7 protein-coding genes are annotated in these 12,921 nt (G+C 67.8%); 6 read left to right on the top strand and 1 reads right to left on the bottom strand.

Going from position 1 to position 12,921, the window contains the following annotated elements; all coding sequences use genetic code 11:
• Positions 1 to 12 precede the first annotated feature (12 nt).
• Positions 13 to 2,727: an aconitate hydratase AcnA gene (acnA, locus tag STRTU_RS07830; protein ID WP_159742880.1), complete on the top strand. Its 2,715-nt coding sequence runs from the start codon at positions 13 to 15 to the stop codon at positions 2,725 to 2,727.
• An 87-nt stretch (positions 2,728 to 2,814) separates the two neighbouring features.
• On the opposite strand, the gene STRTU_RS07825 is transcribed toward acnA, so the two are convergent.
• On the bottom strand, positions 2,815 to 6,222 hold the full coding sequence (locus STRTU_RS07825; RefSeq protein ID WP_159742879.1) for a GH92 family glycosyl hydrolase: 3,408 nt from the start codon (positions 6,220 to 6,222) through the stop codon (positions 2,815 to 2,817).
• 434 nt (positions 6,223 to 6,656) lie between these two features.
• Here STRTU_RS07825 and ngcE point away from each other — a divergent pair, with 434 nt between their 5' ends.
• The 5 genes from ngcE (at position 6,657) to STRTU_RS07800 (ending at position 12,867) form a co-directional block, all read left to right on the top strand.
• A complete protein-coding gene (gene ngcE, locus STRTU_RS07820; RefSeq protein ID WP_159742878.1) occupies positions 6,657 to 8,096 on the top strand; it encodes an N-acetylglucosamine/diacetylchitobiose ABC transporter substrate-binding protein in 1,440 nt (479 codons plus the stop codon).
• A gap of 61 nt (positions 8,097 to 8,157) precedes the next feature.
• Positions 8,158 to 9,081 carry a carbohydrate ABC transporter permease gene (locus STRTU_RS07815; protein WP_159742877.1) on the top strand — a complete coding sequence of 308 codons (924 nt, stop codon included), beginning with the start codon at positions 8,158 to 8,160 and terminating at the stop codon, positions 9,079 to 9,081.
• Complete coding sequence (locus tag STRTU_RS07810; protein WP_159742876.1) at positions 9,081 to 10,049, top strand: carbohydrate ABC transporter permease; 969 nt, start codon at positions 9,081 to 9,083, stop codon at positions 10,047 to 10,049. Before STRTU_RS07815 ends, STRTU_RS07810 begins: the two co-directional genes overlap by 1 nt.
• A 387-nt stretch (positions 10,050 to 10,436) precedes the next feature.
• Entirely contained in the window at positions 10,437 to 11,636 is a 1,200-nt protein-coding gene (locus STRTU_RS07805; protein WP_159742875.1) for an ROK family transcriptional regulator, read from the top strand.
• A gap of 139 nt (positions 11,637 to 11,775) precedes the next feature.
• Positions 11,776 to 12,867, top strand: a complete 1,092-nt coding sequence (locus tag STRTU_RS07800; RefSeq protein WP_246240230.1) for a sugar ABC transporter substrate-binding protein — start codon at positions 11,776 to 11,778, stop codon at positions 12,865 to 12,867.
• Positions 12,868 to 12,921: the final 54 nt, after the last annotated feature.

The raw sequence follows: 12,921 nt of genomic DNA, 5'->3' as shown, positions 1-12,921 counted from the left end.
AAGGAGACTGTCGTGTCGGCGAACAGCTTCGACGCCCGCAGCACGCTGCAGGTGGGCGACGAGTCGTACGAGATCTTCCGGCTGGACAAGGTCGAAGGCGCCGCGCGTCTTCCCTACAGCCTGAAGGTGCTGCTGGAGAACCTGCTCCGCACCGAGGACGGCGCGAACATCACCGCCGACCACATCCGAGCGCTCGGTGGCTGGGACTCGCAGGCCCAGCCCAGCCAGGAGATCCAGTTCACGCCGGCCCGCGTGATCATGCAGGACTTCACCGGCGTGCCCTGTGTCGTGGACCTCGCCACCATGCGTGAGGCCGTCAAGGAGCTGGGCGGCGACCCGGCGAAGATCAACCCGCTGGCGCCGGCCGAGCTGGTCATCGACCACTCCGTCATCGCCGACAAGTTCGGCACGAAGGACGCCTTCGGCCAGAACGTGGAGCTGGAGTACGGCCGCAACAAGGAGCGCTACCAGTTCCTGCGCTGGGGCCAGACCGCCTTCGACGAGTTCAAGGTCGTCCCGCCCGGCACCGGCATCGTCCACCAGGTCAACATCGAGCACCTGGCCCGTACGGTCATGGTCCGTAACGGCCAGGCATACCCCGACACCCTCGTCGGCACCGACTCGCACACCACCATGGTCAACGGCCTCGGTGTGCTGGGCTGGGGCGTCGGCGGCATCGAGGCCGAGGCCGCGATGCTCGGCCAGCCGGTCTCGATGCTCATCCCGCGCGTCGTCGGCTTCAAGCTGACCGGTGAGCTCAAGCCCGGCACCACCGCCACCGACCTCGTGCTGACCATCACCGAGATGCTGCGCAAGCACGGTGTCGTCGGCAAGTTCGTCGAGTTCTACGGCGAGGGCGTCGCCGCCACCTCGCTCGCCAACCGCGCCACCATCGGCAACATGTCGCCGGAGTTCGGCTCCACCGCCGCGATCTTCCCGATCGACGACGAGACCCTGAAGTACCTGCGCCTGACCGGCCGCGACGAGCAGCAGGTCGCGCTCGTCGAGGCGTACGCCAAGGAGCAGGGCCTCTGGCTCGACCCGGCCGCCGAGCCCGACTTCTCCGAGAAGCTGGAGCTGGACCTGGCGACGGTCGTCCCGTCGATCGCCGGTCCGAAGCGCCCGCAGGACCGGATCGTCCTGGCCAACGCCGCCACGCAGTTCGAGCGCGATGTCCTCAACTACGTCTCCGACGCGGACGAGGCGGGCGAGGAGTCCTTCCCGGCCTCCGACTCCCCGGCCGCCGCCAACGGCGTGCCGACCCGCCCGACCACGGTCACCGCCCCCGACGGCTCGACCTACGAGATCGACCACGGTGCGGTGACGGTCGCGGCCATCACCTCCTGCACCAACACCTCGAACCCGTACGTCATGGTCGCCGCCGCGCTCGTCGCGAAGAAGGCCGTGGAGAAGGGCCTGACCCGCAAGCCGTGGGTCAAGACCACCCTGGCGCCGGGCTCGAAGGTCGTCACCGACTACTTCGACAAGGCCGGGCTGACCCCGTACCTCGACAAGGTCGGCTTCAACCTCGTCGGCTACGGCTGCACCACCTGCATCGGCAACTCCGGCCCGCTGCCGGAGGAGGTCTCCAAGGCCGTCAACGAGCACGACCTGGCTGTCACCTCGGTGCTCTCCGGCAACCGTAACTTCGAGGGCCGGATCAACCCCGACGTCAAGATGAACTACCTGGCGTCCCCGCCGCTGGTCGTCGCGTACGCCCTCGCGGGTTCGATGAAGGTGAACATCACCGAGGACGCGCTGGGCACCGACACCGACGGCAACCCGGTCTTCCTCAAGGACATCTGGCCGACCGAGGCCGAGGTCAACGACGTCGTGGCCAACGCCATCGGCGAGGACATGTTCAACAAGTCCTACCAGGACGTCTTCGCGGGTGACGCCCAGTGGCAGGCGCTGTCGATCCCGACCGGCAACACCTTCGAGTGGGACCCGCAGTCCACCTACGTGCGCAAGCCCCCGTACTTCGAGGGCATGACCATGGAGACCACCCCGGTCTCCGACATCTCCGGCGCCCGCGTGCTGGCGAAGCTGGGCGACTCGGTCACCACCGACCACATCTCCCCGGCCGGTGCGATCAAGGCCGACACCCCGGCCGGTCAGTACCTCACCGAGCACGGCGTCGAGCGTCGTGACTTCAACTCCTACGGCTCGCGCCGTGGTAACCACGAGGTCATGATCCGCGGCACCTTCGCCAACATCCGCCTGCGCAACCAGATCGCGCCGGGCACCGAGGGCGGCTACACCCGCGACTTCACGCAGGACGGCGGCCCGGTGTCGTTCATCTACGACGCCTCGCAGAACTACCAGGCCGCCGGCACCCCGCTGGTCATCCTGGCCGGCAAGGAGTACGGCTCCGGTTCGTCCCGTGACTGGGCGGCCAAGGGCACCGCGCTGCTCGGCGTCAAGGCCGTCGTCGCCGAGTCCTACGAGCGCATCCACCGCTCGAACCTCATCGGCATGGGCGTGCTGCCCCTCCAGTTCCCGGAGGGCCAGTCCGCCGAGTCCCTCGGTCTGACCGGCGAGGAGACCTTCTCGGTCACCGGCGTGACCGAGCTGAACGACGGCACCACCCCGCGCACCGTCAAGGTCGCCACGGACAGCGGCGTCGAGTTCGACGCGGTCGTCCGCATCGACACCCCCGGCGAGGCGGACTACTACCGCAACGGCGGCATCATGCAGTACGTGCTGCGCTCGCTGATCCGCAAGTAAGTCCCGGCGGGCAGCACAACGGGCCGCACTCCCTCGGTCGAGGGGGTGCGGCCCGTCCGCGTGTCCGGGCTTCACCGGCCCTTGGGGTTACGGCGTCCCGAGCAGCTCGATCTCGGCGAGGGTGCCGGTGCCGCCGGGCACCAGCCGGTAGTGCCGGTACGCGCCGGGCTGCGGGACGGCGAACACCCGGGTCTGCTGGTCCCAGGTGAAGGACTCGCCGTCGCGGTGGTCCAGCCGGGTCCAGCGCTTTCCGTCCGGGGAGCCCTCCAGGGTCCAGCCGGCCGGGGCCTTGGCACGGTCCGCCGAGGTGAGGGTGTACGAGGTGACCCGCGCGGGCCGGGTCAGGGCGACCGGGGTACCGGTCAGTTCGGCCGAGGTGGCGGAGGTGTCGTCGAAGAGCGGGCCGCCGCCGGGGCCGGTCATGTCCTGCGGCGGGGCGGGTACCCGGTCGTCCTGGGTGATCGAGGCCGGGGCGGCGTGCGCTCCGGTGCCCCAGGCGGACGGCCGGTCGCCCATGGTGAAGTCCAGGGTGCCGCCGCGGGCGAGGAGCCGGTGCGGCAGCGCGGTGGAGTTCCAGGCTTTGCCGTTCACCCGGAGGCCCTGGACATAGACATTGCGGGCGTTGTTGCGCGGGGCGTTGACGGTGAGATCGCGGCCGTTCTCCAGGTGGACCGTGGCCTTGGTGAAGAGCGGGGAGCCCACCGCGTATTCGCCCTGGCCCATCACCAGCGGGTAGAAACCGAGCGCGCTGAAGACGTACCACGCGGACATCTCGCCGTTGTCCTCGTCGCCCGGATATCCCTGGCCGATCTCACTGCCGAGGTAGAGCCGGGACAGCGCCTCGCGGACCTTTTCCTGGGTCTTCCAGGGCTGTCCCGCCGCGTCATAGACATAGGCGATGTGATGCGAGGGCTGATTGCTGTGCCCGTACATACCCATCCGGGTGTCGCGGGCCTCGGTCATTTCATGGATCACCTGACCGTAGGAGCCGGCGAATTCCTTGGACGCGGTCTCCGGGGTGGAGAAGTAGGCGTCCAGCTTCTTGGCCAGGGCGGCCCGGCCGCCGTAGAGGTTGGCCAGGCCCCGGGTGTCCTGCGGTGCGGTGAACGCGAAGGTCCAGGCGTTGGTCTCGGTGTAGTCGTGGCCCCAGACCCGGGGGTCGAAGGTGGCCGGCGGCAGCCGCCAGTTGCCCCGGGCGTCCCTGCCCTGGAAGAAGCCGACCCGGCGGTCGAAGTGCTTGACGTAGTTCTGCGCGCGGCTCAGGAAATAGGCCGATTCTTCCTTGTAGCGGGGCTTTTTCGTCTTCTCGTACAGCGCCTTGCCCATACGGGCGATACCGAAGTCATTGAGGTAGCCCTCCAGTGCCCAGGACATGCCCTCGCGGGTATCGGTGCTCGTATAGCCGAGGAAGGGGGAGGTGGTCATGCCCTTGCGGCCGACTCCGGGATGCGGCGGGGCGACGGTGGCGTTCTTGACGGCCGCGGCATAGGCCGCCTCGGCATCGAATTCCACCCCCTTGACATAGGCGTCGGCGAACGCCACATCGGAACTCGTCCCGGTCATCAGATCCGCATAGCCGGGCGAGGACCAGCGGGAGATCCAGCCGCCGTCCTTGTACTGCTGGACGAAGCCGTCGACCATTTTCCCCGCACGCTTCGGGGTGAGCAGGGAATAGGCCGGCCAGGTCGTCCGGTAGGTGTCCCAGAAGCCGTTGTTGACATACACCTCACCGTCGACGATCTTCGAGCCGGTGTGGGTCGGGGTGTCCTGGCCGGTCTGCGGCGAGAACGGGCTGGCGTAGCGGCTGCGCGAACCGACCCGCTCGAAGCCGGAGTTGGGATAGAGGTAGAGCCGGTAGAGGTTGGAGTAGAGGGTGGTGAGCTGATCGCGGCTCGCGCCCTCGACCTCGATACGGCCCAGCAGGCCGTCCCACTGCGACCGCGCCCGGTCCCTGACGCCGGCGAAGGTCGCGCCGTCGGGAATCTCCCGGGTCAGATTCGCCTTCGCCTGGTCCACGCTGACCAGCGAGGTCGCGATCCGCATCGTCACGGTGCGGTCCGCGCCGGGCCGGAAGCGGAGATAGCCGGTGACGTCCTTGCCGCCCCCGCCGTCGAGCCTGCCGCCGCCGGTGACCGGGGCGTCGAAGGTGCCGTAGACGAACAGCCGGGTGGCGCCGACGGACAGTCCGCTCTTGACGTCGGAGAAGCCGGTGACGATCCCGCGCCCGGTGTCCAGGCTCAGCCCGCCCTTGTTGTTGACGTTGTCGAAGATCAGGCTCGCCCGGTCGCCGGGGAAGGTGAACCGCATCAGCGCGGCATGGTCGGTGGGGGTGATCTCCGTTTTGAGGCCGTTGTCGAAGGTCACGCCGTAGTAGTGCGGCCGGGCCGTCTCGTTGGCGTGGTGGAACGGCAGCGCCCGGCCGGTGCGCGAGGCGTCCGGGGTACCGGCCGCGGCGGACGGCATGACCTGGAAGGTCTGCCGGTCGCCCATCCACGGGCTCGGCTCATGGCTGGCGCTGAACGCCTGGAGGGTGGGGAGGTTGTCGGCGTTGTTCTTCCGTGCGTACTCGTAGAGCCAGTCGGAGGAGCCCGCGTTGGTGACCGGGGTCCAGAAGTTGAAGCCGTTGGGGACCGCGGTGGCGGGGAAGGTGTTGCCGCGCGAGAAGCTGCCGCTGGAGAGCGTGCCGCGGGTGGTGACCGCGTAGTCGGCGAGATGGGCGAGCGGCTTGTCGGGGGCCTTCGGCGCGAGGGTGAGGTCATCGATCCAGCCGCGGAAGGCTGGTGCGGTCCCCGGCGCCGACGGGGCGTCATAGCCGACCAGGATCCGGTCGACGGTCTTGCCCGCGGCGACCGCGCCGATCCGCGCCTCCCGGTTGTTCCACTGATTGACCAAGAGCGTCTTGGCGGCGGCCTGGCCCCGGGGCGTCAGCGGCGTGCCGTGCTGGTCGACGGCGGACAGCTCGCTGAGGTACGTACCGTCGGTGAAGGCCAGATCGACGGCGGCATGGGTCGCCGGGTAGTCCGGATCGCGCTGCGCCATCTCGGGGAAGATCTTGTAGGAGAGCGAAGTGGCAGCGGTGACCGGGACATCGACGTCGAAGATCTTGTTGTACGAGTAGCCGCGGCCGTGGGCGCTGTGGGTACCGGCGTAGCGCAGCGCATGGCCTCCGCTGAAGCCGGCGTGCGCCTTGGCGGTGGGGGAGTCGCGGGGGCCGGTGTCGGTCGTGGTGGTCATCCCGGGTGTCCCGGGGGTGGTCTCCGGGGTGACCCCGGAGGTCCGGGGCTTTCCGTCGGGGCCGGTCTCGACGGTGTCGGTCCAGTCCGGCCGGGGTTCGCCGGATTCGAAGGACGAGCTGAACTCCGCTGTGCCTTGCGGCGGTTGGGGTGGCGCGGCCTGGGCCGGGCCGGGCGCGGTGAGGACGAGCAGAGCCGCCGCCACGAGGGCGGCGGGGCGGGCGATCGCCCGTAGTGGACTGTGCCGGTGTCTGAGCCGCACGCGAGCCCTCTCAACGAGATGGACATCGTTGTCAGTTACATGGCGCCGAGATAAACAGAGATAAGTAAGGTGCGTGGGGACTTTGGTGTCAAGGGTGCCGCTGCGATCGGTGTGCCGGTCGTGTCGCCGGGCGGTCCGGCGGATGACGGCCGGGCGAATCCCCGCATACCGGGGAGGTCTCAACTAGGGAAAGACTGCCGCCCAACCCTGCATTCGATCTTGCCCCTGCCGCCGGAAGTGGACTATACCTGTCGGCGTCCGACCGGCCGTACGACGAGGCCGTGGATCCGGGGAGGACGGCGGGAACGCATGACTGCCCCGCACTTACCTAGCGCGCCCGGTGCACATCCCGTACAACTCAGCTTCATCTGACCCGCGGTGCCGGGGTGGCTCCGGTACACCGCCTGAGTCCTGAAGAAGGCGAGGACTTGAGCATGGGATCCACCTCTGCATTCAACCGTCGCGACCTGGTCAAGCGAGCCGCGGCCCTGGGAATCGTCGCCGTACCTGCCATGGGGATGCTGTCGGCGTGTGCCGGCGGCGGCAGTGACAGCGATAACAAGGTCGAAAAGGGCAAGAAGTCCGCCAAGAATCCGCTGGCGGTCAATGAGTCGGCCGGTCTCGATGTCGTCATCTTCGACGGCGGATTCGGCGACAAGTACGCCAAGGACGCCCAGAGCGAGTACCTCAAGGCCTTCCCGAAGGCCGAGGGCAAGGTGAAGCTCACCTCGACCCAGAAGATCCAGTCGACGCTGCAGCCGCGCTTCAACGGCGGAAACCCACCGGACCTCGTCGACAACTCCGGTGCGGAACAAATGGACTTCGGCACACTGGTCGGCAAGGACCAGCTGACCGACCTCACGGCGCTCCTCGACGCGCCCTCCGTCGACGACCCGAACAAGAAGGTGCGAGACACCCTGCGCCCCGGTGTCGTCGAAATGGGCCAGTTCGGCGGCAAGGAAACCTGGATCCTCTACTACGCGTACACGGTCTACGGCGTCTGGTACTCCCAGGGCAACCTGCGGAAGCTGGACGCGGAATACCCGGAGACCTGGGACGACATGCTGGCCCTGTGCGCGAAGGCCAAGAAGAAGGGTGTCGCGGGCTGGACGTACCCGGGCAAGTACCCGTACTACCTTCCCTTCAGCCTCTATCCGTTCATCGCCAAGATCGGTGGTGCGGAGGTCCTGCGGAAGATCGACAATCTGGAGCCGAACGCCTGGAAGGACCCGGCGGTCAAGGCGGCATTCGACGCCTATTACGAGCTCTACAAGAAGGGCTATGTCCTCAAGGGCTCGCCCGGACTGGACCACCTCCAGTCGCAGAAGGCGTGGGCCGAGGGGAAGGCACTGTTCATCCCGAACGGTTCCTGGGTGGAGAACGAATCCGCGCAGCAGATCGCGAAGAACCCGGACTTCGATCTCGCGGTCGGCGCCCCGTCCAGCCTGTCGGACTCCGACAAGATGCCCTACGGCACCATCTGGGCCTCGGGCGGTGAGCCCTTCATCGTGCCCCGGAAGGCCCGTAACGCCGAGGGCGGCATGGAACTGCTGCGCCTCATGCTCAGCAAGAAGTCCTCGCAGAATTTCATCAAACAGGTCTCCTCGCTCACGTCGCTCAACGGCGGCACCGAGGGGCTGAAGCTCCCGCCGGGCCTGGCATCGGCGCAGGTGGCACTGCAGAAGGCCGGGCAGAACATCGTCAATCCGCGGATGCAGGACTGGTATGTGGCGCTCCAGAAGGAGCGGATCGGGGTCGCCGCGCTGGGGGAGATGATGGCCGGCCGGCTGACTCCCGACGAGGCCATCAAGAAGATCCAGAAGTATGCGGACGACACCCGCGACGACTCCAGCGTGAAGAAGTACAAGCGCTGACCGAGAAGTTCGATGCGGCACCGGTGGTGGCACACGCAGGCAGAGAACGGGATCGGTAGGCATGAAACACGGTAAGTACCGTTTCATCGCGGGATTCTTGGTCCTCCCGCTGGCGATTTACGCGATCTTCGTGATCTCGCCCTTTGTGCAGGCCATTTACTACTCCTTCACGGACTGGACCGGGCTGAGTCCGGATATGAAGGTGGTCGGCTTCGACAACTATGCGCGCCTCTTCCAGGACGATGTCTTCTGGTCCGCCGTGGGCAACAGCGTGACGCTGTTGTTGCTGCTGCCGGTGGTGACGCTCTCGCTCGGGCTCTTCTTCGCGTTCATGCTCAACGTCGGTGGCCGCCGCCGGAAGAAGGCGGTCATCGGCGGGGTGCGCGGCTCGGGCACCTATAAAATCCTCTACTTCTTCCCGCAGGTGCTGTCGGTACCGATCGTCGCGCTGCTGTTCCAGTTCGCGTACAACCCGGAGAGCGGCGCGCTCAATGCCTTCTTCAAGGCGATCGGGCTCGACAATGTGCAGCCGGACTGGCTGGGGGATCCACAGATCGCGCTGTGGTGTGTGATGGCCGCGATGGTGTGGGCCAATGTCGGCTTCTATGTCGTGCTCTTCTCCGCCGGTATGAGCTCCATTCCGAAGGATTTCTACGAGGCTGCGCTGCTGGACGGCGCAAACCGCTTCAACACGTTCTTCCGGATCACCCTGCCGCTGCTGTGGGACACCGTCCAGACCGGCTGGATCTATATGGGCATTCTCGCCCTGGACGTGTCGGCCTTCGCCTTCGTACAGATCATGAGCGTCGGTCCGGGCGGCCCCGACTATTCGACCGAGGTCCTTCCGCTGTACGTGTACCAGAAGACCTTCCGCGACGGTCAGGCCGGATATGCGACCGCCATCGGCGTTTCCCTGCTGATCGTGACCCTCGTCTTCTCGGCCGTCGTCATGCGGCTGGGACGGCGCGAGCGACTGGAGTTCTGATGAGTGCGCAGACAGATCCCGCGGACCTCCCGGGGGTGACGAAGGAGCAGCGCCCGTCTCCGGGCAGCTCGCGGCTGCCCGGCCAACGGGGCGGACAGGAGCGGACGGACGGCACCGGGTCCGGCGGCGACGGAGGCGGCGAGGGCAAGGTCCTCAATGTCTTCTCGCACGGAGTCCTGGTGATCTGGGGCCTGTTGGTCACCATGCCGCTGCTGTGGGCGGTGCTGAACTCCTTCAAGGACGACGGCGAGATCTTCGGCTCGCCCTGGGGACTGCCCTCGGCCCTGCACTTCGACAACTGGTCGCGCGCCTGGGACAAGGCGAGCATGGGCCAGTACTTCCTCAACTCGCTGATCGTCGTGGGCGGTTCGCTGATCGGCACGATGCTGCTGGGCGCGATGGCGGCGTATGTCCTGGCCCGCTTCGACTTCCCGGGCAACCGCTTCCTGTATTTCCTGTTCGTGGGCGGGATGGGCTTCCCGGTCATCCTGGCGCTGGTCCCGCTGTTCTTCGTCATGAAGAACATGGCGCTGCTGGACTCCTACCACGGGCTGATCCTGGTCTATATCGCCTACTCGCTGCCCTTCACGGTCTTCTTCCTCAGCGGGTTCTTCAGAACGCTGCCGACCTCGGTGGCCGAGGCGGCGCTCATCGACGGCGCCTCGCACACCCGCACCTTCTTCCAGGTGATGCTGCCGATGGCCAAGCCCGGCCTGATCAGCGTCGGGATCTTCAACTTCCTCGGCCAGTGGAATCAGTATCTGCTGCCGACGGTGCTCAACGTCGGTGAGCCGGACAAGAAGGTGCTGACGCAGGGGCTGGTGGCCCTGGCGGTGAGTCAGGGCTACAAGGGGGACTGGTCCGGACTGTTCGCCGGGCTGACCATCGCGATGCTGCCGGTGCTCGCCGCGTACATCGTCTTCCAGCGGCAGGTGGTGGCCGGGCTGACGGCCGGCGCACTGAAGTAGACGGCGGGCAGCGGGCGCCGGTCCGACGGGGGCGGGCGGCCCATTGCGGGCGGGCCGGGTGTGCCGGGCGGCCGGGCGAAAGATTTGCGCCACCTTCGGGGCTGCCCGGCACGCCGTCCCGCCGCCTCCCGGGGCGGCCCCGGGGCGGCTCCGCGGCGCTTCCACGGCGGACGGGACGCCTCCGCGGCCGCCCAGATCAGCCGCTTCCCGATCATGCCGGGCTCAACGCCTTGACGAGACTTCCCGGCTGGCGTTCTGCTTAGGGTTCACATGTTGAATCGATGGCCGCCCCCCCCAAGGACGTGGGTGCGGTCGGCGGGCGGTCGTCGTGCCTCCCCAGCTGCCGCTGGGAGGCACCCCCGGCCCCAGACGGGAGTGGATGAGTCGATGGAGACTCCAGGGTCGCAGTCCTCGCTGCACCGGGCCAATCTGGAGCGGGTCGTACGCGCGGTGCGTATGGCGGGCTCACTCACGCAGGCGGAGATCGCCCGGAGCACGGGGCTGTCCGCGGCCACCGTTTCCAACATCGTTCGCGAGTTGAAGGACGGCGGGACCGTTGAGGTGACGCCGACCTCGGCGGGCGGTCGGCGGGCGCGCAGCGTCTCGCTCTCCGGCGACGCGGGCATCGTCGTAGGGGTCGATTTCGGGCACTCCCACTTGCGCGTGGCGGTCGGCAACCTCGCCCATCAGGTGCTCGCCGAGGAGGCCGAGCCGATCGATGTGGACGCCTCCGCCGCCGAGGGCTTCGACCGGGCGGAACAGCTGGTCAACCGGCTGATCGCGGCGACCGGGATCGACCCGGGCAAGGTCGTCGGCGTCGGCCTGGGAGTACCGGGGCCCATCGACGTGGAATCCGGGACGCTCGGCTCCACAGCGATCCTGCCGGGCTGGACCGGCACGAACCCCGGGCGGGAGCTCTCCGGGCGCCTCGGGGTGCCGGTCCACGTCGACAACGACGCCAACCTCGGCGCCCTGGGCGAGCTGGTCTGGGGCGGTGGCCGCGGGGCCGCCGACCTGGCGTACATCAAGGTCGCCAGCGGCGTCGGCGCCGGGCTGGTGATCAGCGGGCAGATCTACCGCGGGCCGGGCGGCACGGCGGGCGAGATCGGGCACATCACGCTGGACGAGGCCGGCCCGGTGTGCCGCTGCGGCAACCGCGGCTGCCTGGAGACCTTCACCGCGGCCCGGTACGTCCTCCCGCTGCTGCAGCCGAGCCATGGGCCCGATCTGACCATGGCGCGGGTGGTCCAGCTGGCCCGCGAGGGCGACCCGGGCTGCCGCCGGGTCATTGCGGACGTGGGCCGCCATATCGGGAGTGGTGTGGCGAATCTGTGCAATCTGCTCAATCCCAGCCGGGTGGTGCTCGGCGGGGACCTCGCCGAGGCCGGTGAGCTGGTGCTCGCACCGATCCGTGAGTCGGTGTCCCGGTACGCGATCCCCAGCGCGGCACGGCAATTGGGGATCGTCCCCGGCACGCTCGGCGGCCGCGCGGAGGTGCTCGGCGCACTGGCACTCGTCCTGAGCGAGATGGGCGATTCGACCCTGCTCGACGGCGTGCAGCCGTCGGACGCCGCAGCCCTGGCCTGAGCGCTCTGAGTTCACGCAGCTAACGCATGGCACCGTTGTCATCTCGTTAAGGATTTACTCCTTGACGGTCGGCTGGCGGCCGAGTTGACTTCCAGCCACCTCGGCCGCAACGACGCGGCCTCGTCAGGGAGGCATCCCCATGAACGTTTGGACGCGTCGCGTCGTCATAGGCACTGCCGCCGTCTCGATGGCACTCTCCGTGGCCGCGTGCGGCAAGGCCGGCGACAACGCCAAGGGCGGTGGCGACAACAAGACCATCGGCCTGCTCCTGCCGGAGAACAAGACCACGCGTTACGAGACCTTCGACCGCCCGCTCATGGAGGCGAAGATCCATGAGCTGTGCAGCGACTGCAAGGTCAAGTACAACAACGCGGCGCAGGAGACCGAGACCCAGAAGAAGCAGTTCGACGCGCTGATCACCCAGGGCGTGAAGGTGATCATTCTGGACGCGGTCGACTTCAAGGCGACCAAGTCCTGGGTGAACCAGGCCGCCAAGAAGGGCGTCAAGGTCGTCGCCTATGACCGGCTGGCCGAGGGCAAGCTCTCCGCCTACGTGTCCTACGACAACGAGAAGATCGGCCGCCTGCAGGGCCAGGCGCTGGTCAAGGCGCTCGGGGACAAGGCCAAGGACAGCAATGTCGTCATGATCAACGGTTCGCCGACCGACCCGAACATGCCGTTCTTCAAGAAGGGCGCCCACAGCGTCCTCGACAAGCAGGTCAAGAAGATCGCGTACGAGCAGGACATCCCGGACTGGTCCTCGGACGAGGCGAACAAGAAGATGGGCGCCGCCCTCGACTCGCTCGGCAAGGACGGCGTCCAGGGCGTCTACTCCGGCAACGACGGCATGGCCGGCGGCATCATCACCGCGCTCAAGCAGAAGGGCGTCAAGGTCCCGGTCGGCGGCCAGGACGCCGAGCTCGCGGGTCTGCAGCGGATCCTCAAGGGCGAGCAGGCGTTCACGATCTACAAGCAGATCAAGCCGCAGGCCGACTCCACGGCCGAGATCGCCGTCAAGCTGCTCAAGGGCGAGAAGATCGACTCCCTGACGGACACCAAGGTCGACAGCCTCAGCGGCGAGGTCAAGGGCATCCCGGCCAAGCTGTACGACGCGCAGATCGTGACCAAGGACAACATCGCGTCCACGATCCTCAAGGACAAGGTCTACAAGGCGAGCCAGATCTGCACCGGCGACGCCAAGAAGGCCTGCGACGCGGCCGGCATCAAGTAAGGCCCCGGGGGCCTCCGACGACGGCTCCCGGCCCCGATTCCACGGCCTCCGGCC

Source organism: Streptomyces tubercidicus (assembly GCF_027497495.1).
Classification (GTDB): domain Bacteria; phylum Actinomycetota; class Actinomycetes; order Streptomycetales; family Streptomycetaceae; genus Streptomyces; species Streptomyces tubercidicus.
This window is presented reverse-complemented; position numbering and strand designations above follow the sequence as displayed.

Excerpts from the sequence above, each read along its gene's own strand:
- ngcE (WP_159742878.1), top strand. The coding sequence starts at position 6,657 with ATGGGATCCACCTCTGCATTCAACCGTCGCGACCTGGTCAAGCGAGCC.
- STRTU_RS07815 (WP_159742877.1), top strand. The coding sequence starts at position 8,158 with ATGAAACACGGTAAGTACCGTTTCATCGCGGGATTCTTGGTCCTCCCG.
- STRTU_RS07810 (WP_159742876.1), top strand. The coding sequence starts at position 9,081 with ATGAGTGCGCAGACAGATCCCGCGGACCTCCCGGGGGTGACGAAGGAG.
- STRTU_RS07805 (WP_159742875.1), top strand. The coding sequence starts at position 10,437 with ATGGAGACTCCAGGGTCGCAGTCCTCGCTGCACCGGGCCAATCTGGAG.
- STRTU_RS07800 (WP_246240230.1), top strand. The coding sequence starts at position 11,776 with ATGAACGTTTGGACGCGTCGCGTCGTCATAGGCACTGCCGCCGTCTCG.